The sequence below is a fragment of the Marinilabiliales bacterium genome, assembly GCA_007695015.1.
Taxonomy (GTDB): Bacteria; Bacteroidota; Bacteroidia; order Bacteroidales; family PUMT01; genus PXAP01.
In genome coordinates this window covers 18,174-39,372 of record REEN01000035.1, presented here as the reverse complement: position 1 = coordinate 39,372, position 21,199 = coordinate 18,174, and the positions used below count along the sequence as shown (strand labels likewise).

The window sequence follows — 21,199 nt, the reverse complement described above, 5'->3', positions numbered from 1 at the left end:
CTTGCCATGACAAATTCATGCGGCCCCCGGGAATATGCCGATACTGTTTTTGTCAATGGCATTGTATATACCATGGATGAAGGAAGCCCCACCGCCACGGCCATCGCCGTGAAGGGAAACAGGTTCCTGATGGTGGGGACCGATGAGGCGGTCATGAAGCATGCCGGTGACGACACCCGCATAGTGGACCTTGAGGGGAAGACGGTGCTTCCCGGACTTACTGAGAGCCATATACACTTCGGTTACGTAGGCGTGAACATCCTCACTGCACCTCTTGATGTTTACTGGCTGCCGGTTGACGAGATGCTGGAGCGGATCAGGATGGCAGCAGAAAGGGCTGCCCCCGGTGAATGGATCGTTGCACGCGGCTACAATGACGCGATATGGGATGAGCCTGCACACCGCAGACTTCTCGACCGTGCGAGTCCCAATAACCCCGTCAGCCTCCGCCGTTATTGCGGGCATGCCACCTTTGTCAACACCAGGGCCCTGGAGATAGCCGGTATAACACGTACCACACCCGATCCCGATGCGGGCACCATAGTGCGCGATGCCGGCGGCAATGCCACGGGCGTGCTTGTGTCGGCCGCAGGGGCGCTGGTCAACAGGCACATCCCTCCCCCGCCCCGGCTTACAGAGCAGGAGATGATGGAAGCATACAAACTGGGCAGCGATGCCATGCTTGCCAATGGCATAACAACCGTTCATGATGCCACGGGTACAACACCTGAAGATACCCGCAGGCGGAAAAAAGCTTATGAGGAGGGCTACCTGAGGGTCAGGATAATGGATGCCGTACTGTTTGAAACTGCAATGGAGATGGACGGTCCGCTAACAGGGCTGTATGAAGACCACTACACCGTAAGGTGGGTCAAGGAGTTTGTTGACGGCTCGCTTGGCGGAAGGGGCGCAGCCATGATCGAGCCCTATGACGACATGCCCTCCGAAACGGGTGCGCTGAGGGCGCTCGGACAGGATGAGGATGAGTATGCCCGCAGGGTTGCACTCATGCTTGAAAAGGGATTTGGAACGCGAACCCACTCCATAGGCGACAGGGGCAACCGCATCACCCTCAATGCCTTCGAAAAAGCCATGGAGATGACCGGCATAAAAGGTGATGAAGCCAGGCTGGTGGTTGAGCATGCCCAGGTGCTGCATCCCGATGATATACCCCGTTTCGGCAAATCGGGCATCATCGCATCGATGCAGGGTGTTCATGCCACCGAAGACATGGTATTCGTAGAGGAGAGAATTGGCAACGAAAGGGCCAAAGGCTCCTATGCATGGCGCAGCATTCTCGACAACGGCGGGATAATATCAGGCGGGTCAGATTACGGGGTTTCTCCCTACGAACCCTTTTTCGGTATGCATGCCTTTGTAACAAGGCAGGACCGCCAGAACAACCCTCCGGGCGGCTGGTTACCTGAACAAAAGCTCACCCGGGAGGAGGCGCTGAAGGCCTACACCGTTTGGCCCGCCTTCCTTGAATTTTCCGAACACCTCAAAGGCAGGGTCAAAGAGGGGATGCTGGCGGACTTCATAGTGATCGACAGGGACTATTTCAATATCCCTGCAGAAGAGATCCATGAAATACAGGTACTCAGAACGGTCCTCGGAGGAGAAACGGTGTTTGAGCGTTAACAAACGGGATCATTCCGGCTCAGAATTTTGCAGCATCAGGTTTTCGGTCATCTGCACGGGCACAAAACTTGCCGGGCCGGTTTAATTGCAATCAAACCGGTTTCCGTTTCATAAGCGTTTTGTCTCTTACTGCTGCGCCTGCCCCGCAAGCTCCAGGTATCTCTCAAAAGGCCAAATCGAATAGCCGTGCACGGGCGGCCTGACGACAGCCTCAATGTTTCCAGGTGTGGCATCAGCCGCCTGGATACAGGGTATAACATAGCTGCCGGTCGTATTCCGGTACACATCAACCCCCACCTCATAGATCCATTCAACCGGCTCATCAACCATGGTTGAATAGGTCATCGGCTGGAAAAAATCAAAGTACCGCGACAGGGCACCAATATCCTGGGCGGCGATCCGGGTGATTGCCCCGTCGTAGTCATCCTGCTTCCATGGGACCATGTGCAGGTTCATCAGTATACCCGGTTTTATCCTGTTTACACTTTCGTGGATGAGCGCGGCATAGTTGGTTATCGTATTGCATTTGAACTGTGTCCACTCATCCGGGTGCCAGGACAGGATATGATCCGGGGATGCGGTTATACCGTACTGATCTTTAAACCCCTCCATACAGCGGCTGCAGAAGCATGTCTGTATGCGGTCGCCGTCACGGCCGGCCTCCCAGTAGACAAAATACCTGAAAAAATCCATGCTTATGCCATGCGGTTCAACACGGCGAACAAGCTCTTCAATGTCCTGCAGCCGCTGCATCTTATACCCCTCCTCGTTGGGGCATATGAACGTGAGCCAGCTGTCCCTCACCATGTTGCCATGCTTGTCGCGGGCCGAATTCAATTCGTCAATGGTGGCATCGTCGTTGTAGAAGGTCTGGAAAATGATGAATACAAGTATCCCTCTCTCACCGGCAAGCTCAACCAGCCTTGAGTTAGTTTCATCACCACGGGTGAAATACCTGTCCATTACCGAGATCATGTTCAGCCCTGCCTCCTCAGCCTCTTCGATCAGCAGTCCGGGATTCCCGTCATACCGCTCCCACCGGAAGACCTTTCCGGTGTGCCACCCGTGTACTTCAGGATCCACCGCCAGGCTGACGGGGAGCCTGTCAGCCAGGGTACCTGCAGCCCGGCCGCTGTCCCGCGGTGAGCAGAAGCAAAACACCATGCCGGCCGCAGCCAGCATGGCTAAAAACAGTATGAAACGATTACCGTTCAGGTTCATATTCAGTTACCGGCTGTCAGTCTCAGGTCTTTTACCTTCAGTGTCGCACTCGCTTCGGTTTCATAGTCCAGCGCAGGCACCAGGTACACGGCATCGACATTCTCCTTCACTATCGGGATGCTTCGCGAAACCTCAGGCGCCCAGTCAGGCTGCGCGAACTCGTCGAAATCAAAATAAACGGTGTTCCACTCCTCCGATGCAGGCACCAGGAGCTGGTAATGTGAATAGGTGCTGTTTCCGGCGGGACCGAAATCACTCTGTGAAAGCTTTATCAACAGGTCTGAATCGCATTTGTAGGTTATTGAACCACCGGAGTAGTTGGCGATATTGTCATTCAGTCCGCAAATCAGCTCCACAAATGGAAATCCCCTGTCTGAGATTGCCGCCTGGTGGTAGGTGACCTCTGCCACCCCGCAGTTTATGAGGCGGTCGCCGGACTCGTACCTTGAACCTAACCTGTCGGTTGCGGCCCTCCATTCCCTGGCTGTAGCCAGCAGGTTACCCGTTGTCTTTTCTGTATCGATATCGTCAAAGACAAGCTCGGTGCTGAAATCGACCCAGTAAAGACCATTCAGGTTTGGTATTGCCGCAAACAATGAATCGCCCATGAACTGGGGAGGATTATCATACTCGCCCCACCAGTCCCTGTCCCTGGGATATCCTATCTGGAAACCTATGGGTGCCGGACTGAAGGCCTCGCCCCACCTCTGGAACTCCCTCACCTGTGTGCCGAAGTCGGGAAACATCTGGCTGTTGGATACGAACATGACGTCTTCGCGGACTGTCGGGGGCATCACATCAACGCGCCAGTGCCTGAACATGAACTTGTAATCGGGGTTGTACTCCTTGGCGATGCTGATCCAGCGCAGTGCATCCTCATCAGATACCGGTGTGCCTTTAGAGCCCTCGCTGCAGTCGTTCCACTCAACGTCAATGCCGATACCCACTATGCATGAGTGGTGGCTGTATTGCTGAAGGATAAGGTGGAGAAGCTCATCAACAGGGGCATGGCCCGGCTCGAATGAGAGCCATACCCTCACTCCCATGTCGCTGAATAGCCTGAATGTCTCTTCATAAAGATCAGTCTCGGCCGAAAATATGAGCTCATGGTCAGTATCGGCCGGGAACCCGAGGTTGCAGCCGCCGCCTCGCAGGTTGCCGACTATCCAGATGAATTCCGGACAGGTGTAATCGAAGTAGGAGTTGAACTGCTCGGCTGCATTGTACCAGAACTCTTTGGTATTGGGTGTGCGCCTGGCGCCGTATACCGACCAGCGGAAACCGACGGCCCTGCGCTCGCCCAGTCCGTCGAGGCAGCACACGTCATCCCTGACGGCCGGCTCCGGACTGCCGCAACCGGCAGGCATAACCATCAATGAGACAAACAGAAACAGGAAAAAGGTCTTGATCGCATCCTTCATTTTATATGATTTAGGGTTAATAAGAGATTGAGCGCCCTAAATATATAATAAAACGTCGAAACAGAGTGGTCTTATGGGGGTCAGTTGCACGAAACAATAAGCTTCACCTGGATGCGGGTTTGTTCAACTGTTAGATGAGAAACTACAATACAAATCCTACGCCGGTATTAACTCATACCGACATAGAATTTATAATAATCTGCCTGGCACTATTAACTTATGCCCGTTAATACGCAAGACGAAGAAATTGGCTGAAGATGTAATTAAAACCTATAGGGAAAGTAAAATATACGACCTGAAAGTATTTGCAGTATCAGCTATCGTATAAATTACTGTTATTAAACACCTTTTACCTCTTTGGCTTGCGGACCTTTTTCTCCTTGTACTTTTTCGAAGGTTACTTCCTGACCATCATCCAAATTCTTAAAACCTTCCTGTAAAATATCAGAATGGTGAACAAATATATCTTCTCCCTCTTCTGATACGATAAATCCAAACCCTTTGCTTGAATCAAACCATTTAACTGTACCTTTCATATTATACTAGATTTAATTATGAATTAACAAAAGTAACACATTTTTTAATAAAAATAATGCCTAATGTGATATCTAATTTTTATACGATAAAAATTACCTGTTTTTCCAAATATAATAATATTTATACCCATTTTTCAAAATTCATACCTGTTATTCACAAATAACCTCCGCCCATTACTTCATGTGGCTGATCTGGGTATCAGCCCAAGTGCCCTGAAACACAAAACCCCCTGACAATCAGAGGGTTTGCTGTGTAGTTGGCGGTCCGGACGAGACTCGAACTCGCGACCCCATGCGTGACAGGCATGTATTCTAACCAACTGAACTACCGGACCAGAATTTCTTAGAACTTTTGACCCGTTCAAGGCGGGTCGTTTTTCGTGATGCAAAAATACAAGTTATTTTTATACCTGCAAATATTTGAATGCGTTTTTTAAAAATAACAAATAGCGGGGGATGAACAGGCGGTTCTGCAGCGAAGCGGGGGGCATTTACTGAGATGGTGCGGAGATGGTGCGAAGGTGGTGCGAAGATGGTGAGATAGCGGTGGGAGGATGACTTGGCGGACTGGTAAAAGAACTGAATCGTCTATTTGTTTTCAAAAACCGAAAAATGAACGCTGCCGTATTTCCTGAGCTCCCTGAACTGGGGAAGAAGGGAAAAGTCGTGGTCTTTACCGTGCTCAAGAATAAACCAGCCACCGGGTTTCAGCAGGTTCCGGCTGAATACAATGTGGGGAATCTGATCAATGTCATTCAGGTCGAACGGCGGATCGGCAAAGATGATGTCGTATTCGCGATCGGTGTGCTTCAAAAACCTGAAAGCATCGGTACGTATGGCGGTCACCTGGTCAAACTGAAGCTCCTTTGATGTCCTGTGAATAAAAGCATGGTACTTTGAGTTGATCTCGACCGAATCGACTGACATTGAACCGCGTGATGCAAACTCATAAGCAATGCTGCCCGTACCGCTGAAAAGGTCGAGGACATGAAGTCCGCCAAAATCAAAATAGTTGGCAATCACATTGAACAGGTTCTCCTTGGCAAAATCTGTGGTGGGTCTTGCCCTGAAATTCTTTCCCGGATAGAGCCGCTTCCCCTTGTATATACCGCTTATTATACGCACAACCTCAGGTTGAACAGGTTCGCAAACCAATGTGCTTCAACATCATTGAATGTATAGCTGTATATAAAATGATCGTTGCGCTTTTCAAACGCCGTATTCCTTATATAGGAGCGGAGCATGCCGTAAACATCTGATTCCTTTTTCATCTCTCCCGAAATTACAAGGGGAATATCCTCTCCGCTGAGTTTAAGCTGGTCATAAACATAAAGGATGAAATAGACCAGATCGGCATCATCTTTCCAGGGAAAGGTGTTGCACAGAAGCAGCTTTTCTCCTTCTGTTACAGCTATATCGACATATTTGCCATAAATGCCAGCCATTACGGTTTTCCGGGTTCCCTTGCCCCCGTGTGCCACCAGACCGTTCTCAATAAAGGGTGTAACCTGGTGAAAGTATTTTACATTGCCGTATGACCTGTGAACAATACCGGCAATTTCGGAGGGAATTACAAAAACATTGCAGGCATCGATCCCGGTTAACTTATTGTAATGTATCTCATCAAGCTCCTCCAGGTGTTGATTGAACTCAAAATATGCACGGAGCTTATCCTTTTGGAAAAGGGGCCCGGGAATAAGGGTATACCAGGGGCACTGCCATGAGAACAGGACCGATTTATAATCACGCGCCAGGAACTCATCGTTCTTATGTATACCTGCAATTCTATCCTCAAGAAGGCCGGCGCTCAACCCACCCTCAAAGGGAATATGCTTAAGCAGAATGTACTTGTTCCTCAACGGGTCAAGTACAGAAAAAGCATATCCATCCGGGCCTGCCTGGATGGATATGCTGTAATTACCTGTCTGATTTATATCAAATGTTTCGTCTATAAGAACAATTTCCATACCGGAAGGGATTATTATTCCCAGTTGCCAGCATTGTTGGTGGTCCGCGTAAGTGAACCCACCCGCAGGCCAGGGAACTGATCCCTTCTTATGCGCTCATCATTCATATTAATAACAAGCTGCCTGTCAAGGCCTGAAAGCAACACGTCATTGTGCACATGCGCTTCAAAAACCTTCACCGGGAGCCCACTGCCGGTCATTACCTCGCCCGCGCCCAGGAAGAATGTATCACGTCCACCGGTATAAGGCACAAAACGAAGAGAGTCAACAGGGTAACCACGGGCGAAAAGGGAATCCTTTACGCTTACCCTTATGGTATCACGGATTATCTCTTCTGAAGCCACATCTTCGTCTTCATCTTCAAAACCAATGGCCCTGACAACCCGGAAAGAGTCAAACTTGACAAAATTTATCAGGGTGTCGAAACTTCCTGTAAACTCTCCGTGAACAGAACGGTATGCAAGCTGGGCAGTGCGTATATCCTTCAGCCTCTCAATTGTCCGGTTGTACCTTACCCTTTGTTCCTGCTGAAACCTGATGGGCTGGTGAATGCCGTCCACCAACAGGTATCCCAGAAGGAGTATTGCAACTATAAGGAGAATCTGAATTACTGTCTTCATCTGTTTGTATTTTGATTTGATATAATAACGAGCAAGGTTCTCTTTTCTGATATTTTCGCTTTAAGTTTGAGGGCAAATTTATAAAAAAAATGGATTTATACCTAAAATTCAGTATAATTGATTAAAATGTTGAAAAACCATATTATCAATATATTAACTGAACAGCTTGGACACCGTCCGACTGAGAGCCAGCAACAGATGATCGATCTGCTGCCCGGCTTTCTTAGCGGCGCCAACAGTAAAAATATCTTCCTGGTAAAGGGTTTTGCAGGGACCGGTAAAACGTCGATACTCGGCGCTCTGGTGCGCACCATGCAGATTTTTAAAAATAACGTGGTCCTTCTTGCCCCTACCGGCAGGGCAGCCAAGGTGCTGGCCTCCTACTGCGGATATCCCGCCAGCACAATCCATAAAAAGATATACAGGCAGAGATCATCTGCCGACGGCACAGGCAGCTTTGTGATGGACAGGAACATGCATAAGGATACACTGTTTATAGTTGACGAGGCGTCCATGATCTCAAACCAATCTTCCGAATCAGATGTATTCGGAAGCGGCAGGCTTCTTGATGACTTAATTGTTTACATTGATAACGGCAAAAATTGCAGACTGGTGCTGGTGGGAGACACAGCACAGCTTCCACCGGTCGGGATAGATATCAGCCCAGCTCTTGATGCCGGTTATCTCAGTGGATTTGGCTATGATGTTACCGAAGTGTTCCTGTCAGATATCCTGAGGCAGGCAGAGGACTCGGGCATCCTGTTCAATGCAACCGGCATAAGGTACGAAGTAGAATCAGAGGGAAACAACATCCCCCGAATTGTAACCGCAGGATATAACGACATAGAACGGGTAAGCGGATCAGACCTTATCGAAAAGATAACTGAATCGTACGACAAACACGGGATTGAGGAAACCATCGTGATAACCCGTTCCAACAAAAGGGCAAACCAGTTCAACAAGGGAATAAGAGACAGGATATTATACAGGGACGAGGAGCTGGCTGCCGGCGACCTTCTGATGGTGGTCAGGAACAACTATTTCTGGATGCCGGAGAACGAAATGGCTGATTTTATAGCCAACGGCGATATTATAGAAGTTATAAGGGTCAGGCGGTACGAAGAGATGTATGGTTTCAGGTTTGCCGATGCCCTTGTCAGATTTACCGATTATAAAGATACCGAGATAGAGGTCAAGCTGATGCTCGATACGATAACCTCGGAAACAGCCGCCCTGACGCAGGAGCAGGGAAAAAAGCTTTTCCAGTCCGTTGCCGGGGACTACTCCGCCATAACCAACAAGCGGAAGCGCTTCGAGCAGATACGTGAAAACCACTGGTTCAATGCCCTCCAGGTAAAATTCGCCTATTCGGTGACATGTCACAAGGCACAGGGCGGTCAGTGGAAGAATGTATTTGTCGACCAGGGCTACATAACCGATGAGATGATAAATACCGAATACCTGAGGTGGCTCTACACCGCTTTTACCAGGCCGACCACCAGGCTGTTCCTGGTCAATTTCAGCGACCGGTTCTTTGACCAGTAGTCAATCATGTAGTCGCAGCCGGGACAATCTGGTCATCAACTGCAGGACAATCAGGTCGTAACCTGCAGAATAATCTGGTCATAACCTGAATAACAATCAACTTTTCGCCACCTGAACGATCTGGTGGCTATTCGCCGATTATTTTGACCAACAATCTTTTGCGCCGCTTTCCGTCAAACTCGCCATAGAAGATCTGTTCCCACGGCCCGAAATCGAGCTTTCCCCCGGTGATGGCCACCACCACCTCACGGCCCATTATCGTGCGCTTGAGGTGCCCGTCGGCATTATCTTCATAGCCGTTATGCCGGTACTGCGAATGCGGGTGCTCGGGCGCGAGCTTTTCGAGCCAGACCTCAAAATCGTGATGCAAACCCGACTCGTCATCATTGATAAATACGCTGCTGGTAATGTGCATAGCATTGCATAGCAGCAACCCCTCCTTTACCCCGCTCTCGGCAAGACACTGTTCAACTGCGGGGGTTATGTTGATAAGCTCCCTGCGGCTTTTAGTTTCAAACCACATCTCTTTCCTGTAACTCTTCATAATGAATTGTATTTACCGGTTAACATCCTTTCATCAGGAAACGCCAAGGGCGCTGAGAATATTACTGGCCCTTTCATCAAGTTGCCGGCAGGCCTCAGGGTAATCCTCCCTGCGTTCAAGACTTCCACGCACACTAATGTAAAACTTGATCTTTGGCTCGGTTCCGGATGGCCTTACAGAAATAAGTGATCCGTCATTAAGCAGGAACTGCAGCACATTGGATTTGGGCAGCTTTATCTCACGCCTGAGGTGGCTTATAGAATCGAACGATTTCTGCTTCAGGTAATCGTGTACGGTCATCACCTGGGAGCCTGCAATAGTCTCAGGAGGCGAGTTGCGGAAGCGGTCCATCATGCCGGCTATCTCTTCTGCCCCGCTTTTGCCCTTGCGAACCACCGAAACAAGTGTCTCCCGGTAAAGTCCGAACTCCAGGTAAAGGTCGATCAGAAGGTCATACAGCGACCTGCCCATCTCCCTTGCCCAGGCTGCTGCCTCGGCTATGAGCGCACATGAGATTACCGCGTCCTTATCCCTTACCAGATCTCCCGCCAGGTAACCATAACTCTCCTCAAAACCTGCGATAAAGGTCTTCTCCCCTTCATACTCCCTGATAAGTCCGGCAATAAACTTGAACCCGGTGAGAACGTCGTAGCATTCAACCCCGAACTTTTCGGCTATATCACTCAACAGACCGCTTGTCACAATTGTCTTGGCAATAAATTCATTGCCACGGAACCTGTTTGTCTCCTCCCACCGTTTGAGTATGTAATACAACATCAGTGATGCCGCCTGGTTGCCGTTCAGCAGTAGCAGTTCTCCGCTGTTGTCTTTAACTGCAATACCGACACGGTCGCCATCAGGATCTGACCCCATAACCAGTTCAGCCCCGGTTTCGCGGGCCTTGTCAAGCGCCATCTCAAGGGCGGCAGCCTCTTCGGGGTTCGGAGATATAACTGTGGGAAAATTGCCATCGGTCACATCCTGTTCAGGCACCGGTATCACACCTGTAAATCCGTAACTGCGCAATGCCATCGGTACAAGCTTTACAGATGCACCGTGTATCGGGGTGAACACGATCTTCATATCGCTGTGCTTTGCAACGATAGATGGAGACAGCGACATCTCCCTGATCTTGCCGATATAAATATCATCTGTCTCCTCCCCTATGATCTTTACCTTTTCGGGCCTGGCATTTCTGTTGACCTGGCTTATGCTCTTGACCTTCCGCACCTCTGCGATTATGCCGGCATCGTGTGGGGCGATGATCTGTGCCCCATCATCCCAGTAAACCTTGTAGCCGTTGTATTCCTTAGGGTTATGGCTGGCTGTTATCACAATTCCTGTCTGGCAGCCGTAATGCCTGATTGCAAAAGAGAGCTCGGGCGTTGGCCTGAGATCCTCAAACAACCAGACATCTATTCCATTGGCAGTAAGTATTCCGGCAGCAGTCTCGGCAAAAAGCCTGCTGTTGTTCCGGTTGTCATATGCAATGGCAGCAGACGGTGCGTCAATATCCGGGAACTGTTTGTGCAGGTAGTTTGAAAGACCCTGAGTGGCCATTCCAATGGTATAGATATTCACCCGGTTTGTCCCGGCTCCCATTACACCTCTCAACCCGCCGGTACCGAACTCCAGATCGCGGTAAAAAGCATCTATCAGCTCATTTTCAGGCCCCTCAAGCAACGCCTTTACCTGTAAAACGGTTTCAGGGTCGTAATCTTCACTCATCCATGCTTTGGCACGGTCACGTACTGTAGTAAGCAGTTCATCTTTTTCCATCGCTCAGTTATTATTATTTAATATTAATCTTTTCTGCAGTTAACCGATATATATTCATTTAGTTATGTTTTGCATAGTCTGTTGGAACAACTCATTTACATGGATATTCAGTAATTACTCAGTCAAGCTGCGAGATACAGTTGCGGAGGCTCTCTTTCCAGTGCGGGATGTCGATTTCCAGCCGCGACCTTATCTTCGACTTGCTCATGACGCTGTAACGGGGCCTGCGCGCCGGCAGTGGGTACTGCTCCGTCTCTACCGGCTTTACCCGGCATTGTATTCCCGTAAGCGTAATTATCTCAAGTGCAAAGTCATACCATGAACAGACTCCTTCGTTGCTGTAATGGAACAGTTCCTTGCCGTAACTGCCCTTCCCCGAAAGGGAATTAACGGCAAGCAAAAGCAGCACCCTTGCAAGATCCCGTGCATAGGTAGGGGTGCCCGCCTGGTCATACACCACAGAAAGCTCATCCTTCTCATGGGCAAGACGGTGTATGGTCCTGAAAAAATTATGACCGTACGAGGAATAAAGCCATGATGTGCGTACCACTGTTCCCCGCTCATAGGCGAGCACTGCCCTGTCACCCTCGAGCTTTGACCGGCCATATGAAGAAATTGGAGCGGCATTATCTTCCTCGCGATAAGGCACGGGCCTTTCGCCGTCAAAAACAAAATCGGTGCCTACATGGACAAGAAAAGCGCCCTTGCCGGCACATGCGCCGGCAAGCAGCCCGGGTGCCGTGCCATTGATCAGCATCGCGGCATCCTGCTCGGTTTCAGCCTTATCAACATTTGTATACGAAGCGCAGTTTATGACACAGTCTATGCCGTTTTTGGCAATATACTCCTCCACCCTGCCGGCATTGGTTATGTCAAGTGTATCGACATCGGTGAACAGGAACCGGTAGTCCCTGAACACATGGGTATATGAGAGCCCCTGCAGCTCCTGCCCCAGTTGTCCCCGGGCCCCTGTTACAAGCAACGTCTTCATATATTACCAAATATAAAATTATAATCGGCTGCGGCAAAGGATGGTGCATTCATATCCTTATCAGATACAACGGCCCTGGACGGTTCGATTCCCCAGTCTATCGCGATATGGCTGTCGGAGAAGAGGATGCCCCTCTCCGCACTGGGATTATAAAAGTCATCACATTTATAGAGAACCGTGGCACTTTTTGTCAGCACCCTGAAACCATGGGCGCAGCCTTTGGGCACCAGCAGCTGCAACCTGTTGTCTGACGATATCTCGATCCCGCTCCATTTGCCGAAGGTTGGCGAGTTTTTTCGCAGGTCGACAGCCACATCAAGGATGGCGCCTTCCAGAACCCTTAAAAGCTTTGCCTGGGCATATGGTGCAAGCTGGTAGTGAAGACCCCTGATCACGTTCATGGCAGAGCGTGACTCGTTGTCCTGCACCCATCCGGATGGCAGCCCGTGCTCACTGAAAAGCCTTTCATTATAACTCTCGTAAAAATACCCCCTGGCATCCTCATAAACCCTGGGTTCAATAACCACCAACCCCGGTATTTCCGTTTCCCTTATCTTCATATTATCACTGCTTTCCTGAAGTTTCGCCGGCCACCTGCAGGAGGTAGTCGCCGTACTTGTTGTTCTTTAACACTTTTGCACTGTGCAGGAGCATATCCCTGTCAATGAAGCCCTTCTTGTATGCGATCTCCTCCAGGCAGGCGATCTTCAACCCCTGCCTCTCCTCTATCGTATGGATAAAATTTGAGGCCTGGAGCAGGCTTTCGTGGGTGCCGGTATCGAGCCAGGCCATGCCGCGTCCGAGCAGATTCACGCTTAGGCGCCCCTCATCCAGGTAGAGGCGGTTAAGATCGGTGATCTCAAGCTCACCCCTGGCAGAGGGTTTAAGGGATTTTGCCTTCTCAACCACATCATTCCCGTAAAAGTAGAGACCGGTAACCGCGTAGTTGGATTTAGGTTTTGCGGGCTTCTCCTCTATGCTCAATACGTCGCCCCTGTCGTTAAACTCGACAACACCGTACCTTCTGGGATTATTCACGAAGTAACCGAACACCTGTCCCCCGTCAGTAATCTCCGATGCCTTTGTAAGGATGCCGCTGAGCCCGTATCCGTAAAAAATATTGTCGCCAAGAATAAGGCATGCCGGTTGATCTTCAAGAAAATCCTCTCCTATCAGAAAGGCCTGAGAAAGTCCCCCCGGCTCGGGTTGCTCCTTGTAGGAAAAGGTGACCCCTAACCGGTCGCCGTTTCCCAACAGGTGCCTGAATAGTGGAAGATCATGCGGTGTCGAAATAATGAGTATTTCCCGTATCCCCGCCAGGAGCAGGACCGATAAAGGGTAATATATCATGGGTTTGTCATACACCGGCAATATCTGTTTGGATATGCTGTGGGTTACCGGATGCAGCCTTGTGCCGGCTCCGCCGGCCAGTACAATTCCTCTCATACAGGAAAGATTTTATGTTTTCAATTCATCTATGAAATATCTTATGGTTTTTCCAAGTCCCTCCTCCAGATCAACTGAGGGCTTCCAGCCTCCCAGTTCGCGTGAAGCAAGGGATATGTCGGGGTCCCTTCTTACCGGGTCATCACTCCTGGGTGGAACAAAAACCATTTTTGAGCCAGACCCGGTCATTTGGGCTATCATACTGGCAAGTTCAAGGATTGATATCTCTCCCGGGTTCCCTATATTGACCGGACCGGTAAAATGGTCGGGTGTGTTCATTAATCTGACCAGCGCCTCTACCAGGTCGGCTACATACTGGAACCCTCTCGTTTGTGAGCCATCGCCATATATAACTATATCCTCGCCCTTTAACGCCCTGACAATGAAATTTGAGACGACACGTCCGTCATCCAGTTGCATACGGGGACCGTAGGTATTGAATATCCGCGCTATCTTGATCCTTACGCCATTCTGCTTATGGTAGTCCATGAACAGTGTTTCGGCGCACCTTTTACCCTCATCATAGCAGGACCTGTCGCCGATCGGATTCACGTAACCCCAGTAATCTTCCTTCTGCGGGTGGACCTGCGGATCGCCGTAGACTTCACTTGTTGAAGCCTGCAATATAATGGCCTTCTTACGCTTGGCAAGTCCGAGCATATTGATGGCCCCCATCACATTTGTCTTGACCGTCTTGATCGGATTGTGGCTGTAATGAATCGGGGAGGCCGGGCATGCAAGGTTGAATATCTGGTCTATCTCGCTGTAGTATGGCATGGTTACGTCATGTCGCACAAGCTCAAACCAGGGATTATCAAGCAGGTGTATGATATTTTTCCTGGAACCGGTAAAAAAATTGTCCAGGCACAAAACCTCATTACCCTCTTCAAGTAACCTTTCGCAAAGGTGTGAGCCTATAAATCCCGCGCCGCCTGTAACCAGTATGCGTCTCATGTTTCCGGATTTTACATCCTGTTCTGTTCGCCTGACAACCTGCGCCCGATACCGTAATAGGTGAAGCCAAACTCTTTCATTTCAGAAGGCTCATACAGATTTCGGCCATCGAAAACAAGTTTATTCTTCATAAGTTTGGATAACACCTTGTAATTAAGGGTCCTGAAGTCATTCCACTCGGTAACAAGCAGCAAGGCCTCGGCATCGACAAGCGCCTCGTACTGGTCACTTGCATATTCAATGGAATCGCCGAGTTTCCGGCGCGCCTCGTCAATGGCAACAGGATCATAGGCGATCACGCTGGCGCCCGCCTGAATCAGCTTGTCTATAATTACCAGCACCGGAGCCTCCCTCATATCGTCTGTCCGGGGCTTGAATGACAATCCCCAGATGGCAATACGTTTACCGGCAATATTACCTTCAAAATGATCCATCACCTTGTTGAAGAGCACCTCCTTCTGCCTTTGGTTAACATTTTCAACAGCTTTAAGTATTTCAAGCGAATAGTTGCTTTCGTCGGCTGTCCTTATGAGAGCCTTGACATCCTTGGGAAAACATGATCCCCCATAGCCGGCTCCGGCATAAATGAACTTGCTCCCAATACGGCTGTCACTTCCTATACCTCGGCGGACGGAGTTAATGTCGGCGCCGACAAGCTCGCACAGGTTTGCGATATCATTCATGAAGCTTATTCGGGTTGCAAGCATGGAATTGGCTGCATATTTTGTAAGCTCAGCCGACGGTATATCCATGAAGATTATGGGATGGTTATTCAGCACAAAAGGCTTGTATAGCCTCCGCATCATCTTTTCTGCATCTTCAGAATCAGTTCCGACTATAATCCTCTCCGGCTTGAGAAAGTCACCTATGGCGCTTCCCTCTTTAAGGAATTCAGGGTTTGAGGCCACATCAAACGGGATTTCAACCCCCCGTTCACGTTGTTCTTCAATAACAGCACTCCTTACTTTGGCAGATGTTCCAATTGGCACTGTGCTCTTTGTCACCACAACCATATAATGGTTCATATTCCTGCCTATCTCCCTTGCTACTTCAATCACATACCTCAGGTCGGCGCTGCCGTCCTCATCAGGAGGCGTGCCAACTGCAATAAATACTGCATCGGCCTCCTCAAGATTATCTTTCAGACTTGTAGAAAACTTCAGGCGCCCCTTTTCGAGATTACTTGCCACCATGTCTTCAAGGCCGGGTTCATATATTGTCATGATCCCTTCCTTAAGCTTATCTATTTTCTGTTTGTCAACATCAACACAAACTACATCTACGCCAGTTTCGGCAAAACAGGTCCCGGATACCAAACCAACATACCCGGTACCGACCATGATTATCTTCATTAGTTTTTATTTATTTACTTAATATACTGATCACTCAGATCGAGGATCTCTATCTTCCTGAAATGGGTCGAATGGCTTTCTGCCTGGAGCGCTATATATCCCTTCTTAAGGGGTTCACCTGTTTCTGAAAGCTGAGGGTTATGATAGGTAAAAACCGTATCCTGCTCAACTATATGATGTATCAGTGAGTCTCCGTAAACATGAAGCTCAACGGTCACCCACCTGTCGCCATGATAAGTATCGGATGTTGAAGTGATGCAATGCTCGGTTCGCAGTCGGCCATCTATCATGATCTGTGTTCCCGGAGTGCAGACATTCATGTTGGTCCTTTCATTCTCACCGTCGCCACCCAGCAGTTGTGCTTCGACCGATGTCGGGAAATCCTGGTTAAGCTCCATGCTTTCAGCACTCTGGGAGTGAAACATAATGCCGTTGTTCCTGTAGGCCCAGCCAGGTCCGCCTTCAACCTGCTCACCGACAAAGCGGTATTCCACCCTCAGTTTATAATGAGAAAAAGGTTCATTAAAGAAAATATGTCCGAACTCACCGTTGAAATAATCCCACTCATCATAAGATGCTACAAGCAGCCCGTCTTCGACCCTGAAGGTATTCCTGAAATTATCGTTAAGCTCATATCCGGAAAACTTGATGTCCCAGCCATCCAGGTTCTGGCCATTGAAAAGTGGTCTCCATTCCGGTTCCTTTTCCACTGCGCAGGATGATAACAAGATACAAGCCGTAAGCAGTGCTGATAAATAAATGATTTTTTTGGTTCTCATACTTATCTGTTATTAGTACATTTAATTTAAACAACCATTTCTGACGAGATGGCTAAATTAGCAATTTTCACAAGCAAACAGAAAAAATCCCCGGCAAAATATTTTTTCGGTTATGTTGGTAGTTTTCAACAATTTTTGATTACTTTTGCATCTCTTGTAACATATCCATAAATAATGTCTAACTCATTAATTATTAAATTTTTGCTCTAAAATCATGACTGAAAAAGAAAAAGAGAAGTTTCCAGAAGATGAGTTGAAAAACACTGATGAAACCACCGGGAATACTCCGGAAAAAGAATCTTCAAAAGAAGAAGCACCTGCTGATAAGGAAGAAATGGCCAAACCTGAAGAGCCTTTAGCAGAAACTGAAAAAGAAACCACCGGCACGGACGAAAAACCGGCCGAAAAAGACCCTGAAAAGGAAGTCGCCGGCTCCGGGAATGAACCGGTCGAAGAAGAACCTGAAACTAAGGCAGAAGAAGACCAGCCCAATCTGACTGAAACAGCCGGGACCCAACCTGAAACTGAAAAATCCGAACCTCCTGTACCCGGAATTATCGAAGAACCAGAGGAAGGCACAATAGAAGCAAAACCGGGCGAAGTTGCTACCATTGTCGACACCATGGCTGAAGAACCTGCAGAAGAGGAAGAAATCAAAGCCGATGATGAAGAATTTGACTGGGACAGCTTCGAAGAGGATACCGACAGCTACTCGAAAGCCGACAGGACGAAGTTTGAAGAGATGTATGATAAGACCCTTTCCACCATTAATGTTAACGAGGTGGTTGACGGGACCGTGATCTCAATGAACAAGCGCGAAGTTGTCATTAATATCGGCTACAAGTCAGAAGCCGTTATAAGTCTGAGTGAATTCCGCTATAATCCTGAGCTTAAGCCCGGAGATACCGTAGAGGTTTACGTTGAGAGCCAGGAGGACAAGAAAGGTCAGCTTGTGCTTTCGCACAAAAAAGCCCGCGCACTGAGGTCATGGGACAGGGTCAATGCAGCCCTTGAAAATGATGAGATAATAAAAGGGTATATCAAGTGCCGCACAAAAGGCGGTATGATAGTCGACGTTTTCGGCATCGAGTCATTCCTGCCGGGTTCACAGATCGATGTCAAGCCCATCAGGGATTATGACGCATACGTCGGAAAGACCATGGAATTCAAGGTTGTTAAGATCAACCATGAGTTCAAGAACGTTGTTGTATCACATAAGGCTCTAATAGAAGAAGAGCTGGAACAGCAGAAAAAAGAGATTATCGCCAAGCTGGAAAAAGGACAGGTGCTTGAAGGAACAGTCAAGAATATTACATCCTATGGCGTATTTATAGACCTTGGCGGAGTGGACGGACTGATACACATAACCGACCTCTCATGGGGCAGGGTTAACCATCCTGAAGAGATCGTGGAACTTGACCAGAAACTCAATGTGGTGATACTTGATTTCGACGATGCAAAGAAAAGGATAGCTCTCGGAATGAAGCAGCTTACCCCGCATCCATGGGATTCGCTCGATCCCGACCTGAAGGTTGGCGACAAGGTTAAAGGCAAGGTGGTAGTCATGGCCGACTACGGTGCATTCGTTGAGATCGCCCCGGGCGTAGAGGGCCTGATACACGTTTCTGAAATGTCATGGTCACAGCATCTGCGCAGCGCCCAGGAGTTCCTCAAAGTGGGCGACCAGGTTGAGGCCTACATCCTCACCCTTGACCGTGAAGAGAGAAAGATGTCACTGGGCATCAAGCAGCTCAAGCCTGATCCGTGGGAAGACGTTGAGGAGAAATACCCTGTTGGTTCCAAAAACAAGGCAAAAGTGAGGAACTTCACTAATTTTGGTGTATTTGTCGAGATAGAAGAGGGTGTTGACGGGTTAATACACATATCTGACCTGTCATGGACCAAGAAGGTTAAGCATCCTGCTGAATTCACAACAATTGGCGAAGAGATAGAGATCGTTGTTCTGGAGATTGACAAACAGAACCGCCGCCTGAGTCTTGGTCACAAACAGCTTGAGGAAAATCCGTGGGATGTATTTGAAACTGTTTTCAGTGTAGACTCCATTCATGAAGGCACCATAACAGATGTCTTTGATAAGGGCGCCCTCGTTTCGCTGCAGTACGGCGTTGAAGGCTTTGTATCAAGCAAGCACCTTGTAAAGGAGGATGGTACTACTGCAAAGGTGGACGAAAAGCTTCCCTTCAAGGTGATTGAATTTTCAAAGGCCGCAAAACGGATTATTCTTTCACATACAAGAGTAAATGATGAGACTGCCGGCCAAAAAGAAAAGGAACCCATTAAAGCGAGGCAGGCACCAAGCGCGCAGAAGACAATGCGCAAGCTCAAGACCAATCTTGAAAGAACAACCTTTGGTGATATCTCTGAACTTGCATCTCTGAAAGAGGAGATGGAGGAAGGTTCAAAAGCTGCGGGCAGGAAACAGAAGGCTGAAGCAAAAGCTGAAGAAGCAAAAGCTGAAGAAGCAAAAGCTGAAGAAGCAAAAGAGGTGAAAACAGCCGGTGAAAAGGATAAAGAAAAGACTGAGGCTAAGGAAAAGCCGGCAGCGAAAGAGAAAGCCGAAGCAGCTGAAAAACCTGAAATGGTGAAAGATAAAGCTGATGATAAAGGTGATACCGGAACTGAAAAGAAGGATGAGGTAGAAAAAAAGCCGGAGGCAAAGGCAAAAACGGAGACCAAAGGAAAGAGTGAGAAGGAAAAGAAAGATGATGCCGGGGAGAAAGCTGAGGCAGAAGAGAAAGCTGAGGCAGAAGAGAAACCCAAATCAGTGAAGAAGTCCGCTACCGCCAAAAAACCGGCCGCCAGTAAGGATAAAGGAGAGGAGAAGTCCGGAAGCGAGAAAAAATAACCTGGTTAGGATAACCAATAAATTAATCTTTGCTTACAATTTGTTGGCTGGTTTATTGCCATACATGGGAATAATTCATTATTTTAGCCAAAAGAATAGGTTATTTTAAAATTTCTTTTGTTTGAAACACTCACAACTGAATTATAATTATTATTTTAGCTGATGAGTGTTTCATAGTTTATTTCACTAAAACCTTTGAGGATGGAATTCAATATTGAAAAGCTTGAAAATTACACAAAGATACAGGTGCTGGAAGAAAAGCTGGATACGCACGTTGCACCTGCTCTCAAGTCAGAGCTAGTGCTGATTTCCGGAAAAGGCGAAAAAAATGTCGTTATGGATCTGGGCAATTGTAAATACTGCGACTCATCCGGGTTGAGCGCCATACTTGTTGCCAACCGGCTTTGCAAGAATGCCGGCGGCATCTTTGTGCTTACAGGGCTGAATGATGCTGTTGAAAGGCTTATAACTATTTCGCAGCTTGATACGGTGCTTAACATTACCCCGTCGGTTGAAGATGCAGCCAAATTCATCGAGACCGAAAATGCCTGAAATTAAATCCTTTTACAGGGTATTATAGTGTCGTTTTCATTCACAATACTGGGAAGCAGTTCGGCTGTGCCCACCTCAGAAAGATTTCCTTCCGCTCATGTTGTAAATATACATGAGCGGTTTTTCTTATTGGACTGCGGTGAAGGAACCCAGATACAGCTCAGGAGGAACAGTATCAGTTTTAGCAGGATAAACCATATTCTCATATCTCATGTTCATGGAGACCATACCTTCGGACTATTCGGACTAATCAGCACAATGAGTCTCCTGGGAAGAAATACCGACCTCCATATTTATGCACACCCAGTGCTGGAGCAGGTCCTGAATGACCACAGTAAATACTACTATGAACATCCGTTGCCATTCAACCTGGTGTTTCATCCGGTTGGCTCATCCAGAAGCAGGCTGATCTTTGAAGACGACAAGCTTGAGGTCCATACTATTCCCATGAAACACAGGGTGCCCACATGCGGGTTCCTCTTCAGGGAAAAAGCTCCGCTGCTGAACATCAGGAAAGAGATGGTCAAATTCCATGACATCCCCGTAAGGGAAATCATGAATATAAAACAGGGAGAGGACTTTGTTGCTGCCGACGGGAACGTAATTCCCAACAGGGTACTGACCCTTCCCCCCGTAAAACCAAGGTCACTGGCCTATTGTACCGACACAAAATACACAGAATCAATACTTCCCCATATAAAGGGAGTCGACATCCTCTACCATGAAGCCACCTACCTCCATAATATGCTTGAACGTGCCAGGGAAACCGGTCATACAACTGCAAGGCAGGCAGGTATTATTGCTGCAAAAGCCGGAGCAGCCAAGCTCATAATAGGACACTTTTCTGCCAGGTATAAAACCGTTGATGCACTGGTAGAAGAGGCGAGCGAGGAGTTTCCCGGAACCCTCCCGGCGAATGAAGGTGACTGCCACCTTGTCGAACAGGTCAGAATGGCCCGGCAGGGATAACCGGATAAAGCTGTTA

At 48.5% G+C, this 21,199-nt stretch carries 18 protein-coding genes, 1 tRNA gene and 1 pseudogene; 5 read left to right on the top strand and 15 right to left on the bottom strand.

The genetic code is table 11. The features are described 5' to 3' along the window. Positions 1-6 precede the first annotated feature (6 nt). A complete protein-coding gene (locus EA408_03315; GenBank protein TVR74203.1) occupies positions 7-1,641 on the top strand; it encodes an amidohydrolase in 1,635 nt (544 codons plus the stop codon). A gap of 126 nt (positions 1,642-1,767) precedes the next feature. Here EA408_03315 and EA408_03310 read toward each other — a convergent pair whose 3' ends face one another. The 7 genes from EA408_03310 to EA408_03280 all read right to left on the bottom strand — a co-directional run bounded on the left by EA408_03310 (position 1,768) and on the right by EA408_03280 (position 7,406). Next, positions 1,768-2,862 carry a hypothetical protein gene (locus EA408_03310; protein TVR74202.1) on the bottom strand — a complete coding sequence of 365 codons (1,095 nt, stop codon included), beginning with the start codon at positions 2,860-2,862 and terminating at the stop codon, positions 1,768-1,770. A 2-nt stretch (positions 2,863-2,864) separates the two neighbouring features. Next, the gene (locus EA408_03305; GenBank protein ID TVR74201.1) at positions 2,865-4,283 is read right to left on the bottom strand and encodes a hypothetical protein; all 1,419 of its coding nucleotides are present in this window, start codon (positions 4,281-4,283) and stop codon (positions 2,865-2,867) included. Positions 4,284-4,621: 338 nt separating this feature from the next. Next, the gene (locus EA408_03300) at positions 4,622-4,819 is read right to left on the bottom strand and encodes a cold shock domain-containing protein (GenBank protein TVR74200.1); all 198 of its coding nucleotides are present in this window, start codon (positions 4,817-4,819) and stop codon (positions 4,622-4,624) included. A gap of 258 nt (positions 4,820-5,077) precedes the next feature. After that, positions 5,078-5,154: transfer RNA gene (locus EA408_03295), tRNA-Asp, on the bottom strand. A 253-nt stretch (positions 5,155-5,407) separates the two neighbouring features. Then, positions 5,408-5,944: a methyltransferase domain-containing protein gene (locus EA408_03290; protein TVR74199.1), complete on the bottom strand. Its 537-nt coding sequence runs from the start codon at positions 5,942-5,944 to the stop codon at positions 5,408-5,410. After that, positions 5,935-6,786, bottom strand: coding sequence for a DUF3822 family protein (locus EA408_03285; GenBank protein TVR74198.1), 852 nt, complete (start codon positions 6,784-6,786; stop codon positions 5,935-5,937). The genes EA408_03290 and EA408_03285 overlap by 10 nt, the downstream gene beginning before the upstream one ends. Before the next feature lie 14 nt (positions 6,787-6,800). Beyond that, positions 6,801-7,406, bottom strand: a complete 606-nt coding sequence (locus EA408_03280; GenBank protein TVR74197.1) for a hypothetical protein — start codon at positions 7,404-7,406, stop codon at positions 6,801-6,803. Between the two features lie 126 nt (positions 7,407-7,532). Between EA408_03280 and EA408_03275 the strand changes: the two genes are divergently transcribed. After that, entirely contained in the window at positions 7,533-8,951 is a 1,419-nt protein-coding gene (locus tag EA408_03275) for a DUF2075 domain-containing protein (protein TVR74196.1), read from the top strand. Between the two features lie 127 nt (positions 8,952-9,078). On the opposite strand, the gene EA408_03270 is transcribed toward EA408_03275, so the two are convergent. The 8 genes from EA408_03270 to EA408_03235 all read right to left on the bottom strand — a co-directional run bounded on the left by EA408_03270 (position 9,079) and on the right by EA408_03235 (position 16,796). Beyond that, entirely contained in the window at positions 9,079-9,495 is a 417-nt protein-coding gene (locus EA408_03270) for a YjbQ family protein (protein ID TVR74195.1), read from the bottom strand. 33 nt (positions 9,496-9,528) lie between these two features. Then, a complete protein-coding gene (locus EA408_03265) occupies positions 9,529-11,274 on the bottom strand; it encodes a phospho-sugar mutase (protein TVR74194.1) in 1,746 nt (581 codons plus the stop codon). A 118-nt stretch (positions 11,275-11,392) separates the two neighbouring features. Further along, the gene (gene rfbD / locus EA408_03260) at positions 11,393-12,265 is read right to left on the bottom strand and encodes a dTDP-4-dehydrorhamnose reductase (GenBank protein TVR74193.1); all 873 of its coding nucleotides are present in this window, start codon (positions 12,263-12,265) and stop codon (positions 11,393-11,395) included. Continuing rightward, the gene (gene rfbC / locus EA408_03255) at positions 12,262-12,825 is read right to left on the bottom strand and encodes a dTDP-4-dehydrorhamnose 3,5-epimerase (protein TVR74192.1); all 564 of its coding nucleotides are present in this window, start codon (positions 12,823-12,825) and stop codon (positions 12,262-12,264) included. The genes rfbD and rfbC overlap by 4 nt, the downstream gene beginning before the upstream one ends. A gap of 4 nt (positions 12,826-12,829) precedes the next feature. Next, positions 12,830-13,711, bottom strand: coding sequence for a glucose-1-phosphate thymidylyltransferase (gene rfbA, locus EA408_03250; protein ID TVR74191.1), 882 nt, complete (start codon positions 13,709-13,711; stop codon positions 12,830-12,832). A 12-nt stretch (positions 13,712-13,723) separates the two neighbouring features. After that, positions 13,724-14,665: an SDR family oxidoreductase gene (locus tag EA408_03245; GenBank protein TVR74190.1), complete on the bottom strand. Its 942-nt coding sequence runs from the start codon at positions 14,663-14,665 to the stop codon at positions 13,724-13,726. Between the two features lie 11 nt (positions 14,666-14,676). Continuing rightward, positions 14,677-16,017, bottom strand: coding sequence for a UDP-glucose/GDP-mannose dehydrogenase family protein (locus EA408_03240; protein TVR74189.1), 1,341 nt, complete (start codon positions 16,015-16,017; stop codon positions 14,677-14,679). Positions 16,018-16,031: 14 nt separating this feature from the next. Continuing rightward, positions 16,032-16,796 (bottom strand): DUF1080 domain-containing protein, encoded by a 765-nt coding sequence (locus tag EA408_03235; protein TVR74188.1) that lies wholly within the window; start codon positions 16,794-16,796, stop codon positions 16,032-16,034. 622 nt (positions 16,797-17,418) lie between these two features. On the opposite strand from EA408_03235, the pseudogene EA408_03230 reads away from it, so the two are divergent. The 3 genes and pseudogenes from EA408_03230 to EA408_03220 all read left to right on the top strand — a co-directional run bounded on the left by EA408_03230 (position 17,419) and on the right by EA408_03220 (position 21,183). Beyond that, a pseudogene (locus tag EA408_03230) lies at positions 17,419-19,221 on the top strand (30S ribosomal protein S1). Between the two features lie 642 nt (positions 19,222-19,863). Then, positions 19,864-20,214, top strand: coding sequence for an anti-sigma factor antagonist (locus tag EA408_03225; protein ID TVR74204.1), 351 nt, complete (start codon positions 19,864-19,866; stop codon positions 20,212-20,214). Positions 20,215-20,241: 27 nt separating this feature from the next. Continuing rightward, positions 20,242-21,183: a ribonuclease Z gene (locus EA408_03220; GenBank protein ID TVR74187.1), complete on the top strand. Its 942-nt coding sequence runs from the start codon at positions 20,242-20,244 to the stop codon at positions 21,181-21,183. The last annotated feature ends 16 nt before the right edge of the window (positions 21,184-21,199 follow it).

Coding starts and splice junctions, on each gene's coding strand:
- EA408_03315 (TVR74203.1), top strand. CDS start 7: ATGACAAATTCATGCGGCCCCCGGGAATATGCCGATACTGTTTTTGTC.
- EA408_03310 (TVR74202.1), bottom strand. CDS start 2,862: ATGAACCTGAACGGTAATCGTTTCATACTGTTTTTAGCCATGCTGGCT.
- EA408_03305 (TVR74201.1), bottom strand. CDS start 4,283: ATGAAGGATGCGATCAAGACCTTTTTCCTGTTTCTGTTTGTCTCATTG.
- EA408_03300 (TVR74200.1), bottom strand. CDS start 4,819: ATGAAAGGTACAGTTAAATGGTTTGATTCAAGCAAAGGGTTTGGATTT.
- EA408_03285 (TVR74198.1), bottom strand. CDS start 6,786: ATGGAAATTGTTCTTATAGACGAAACATTTGATATAAATCAGACAGGT.
- EA408_03280 (TVR74197.1), bottom strand. CDS start 7,406: ATGAAGACAGTAATTCAGATTCTCCTTATAGTTGCAATACTCCTTCTG.
- EA408_03275 (TVR74196.1), top strand. CDS start 7,533: ATGTTGAAAAACCATATTATCAATATATTAACTGAACAGCTTGGACAC.
- EA408_03270 (TVR74195.1), bottom strand. CDS start 9,495: ATGAAGAGTTACAGGAAAGAGATGTGGTTTGAAACTAAAAGCCGCAGG.
- EA408_03265 (TVR74194.1), bottom strand. CDS start 11,274: ATGGAAAAAGATGAACTGCTTACTACAGTACGTGACCGTGCCAAAGCA.
- rfbD (TVR74193.1), bottom strand. CDS start 12,265: ATGAAGACGTTGCTTGTAACAGGGGCCCGGGGACAACTGGGGCAGGAG.
- rfbC (TVR74192.1), bottom strand. CDS start 12,825: ATGAAGATAAGGGAAACGGAAATACCGGGGTTGGTGGTTATTGAACCC.
- rfbA (TVR74191.1), bottom strand. CDS start 13,711: ATGAGAGGAATTGTACTGGCCGGCGGAGCCGGCACAAGGCTGCATCCG.
- EA408_03245 (TVR74190.1), bottom strand. CDS start 14,665: ATGAGACGCATACTGGTTACAGGCGGCGCGGGATTTATAGGCTCACAC.
- EA408_03240 (TVR74189.1), bottom strand. CDS start 16,017: ATGAAGATAATCATGGTCGGTACCGGGTATGTTGGTTTGGTATCCGGG.
- EA408_03235 (TVR74188.1), bottom strand. CDS start 16,796: ATGAGAACCAAAAAAATCATTTATTTATCAGCACTGCTTACGGCTTGT.
- EA408_03225 (TVR74204.1), top strand. CDS start 19,864: ATGGAATTCAATATTGAAAAGCTTGAAAATTACACAAAGATACAGGTG.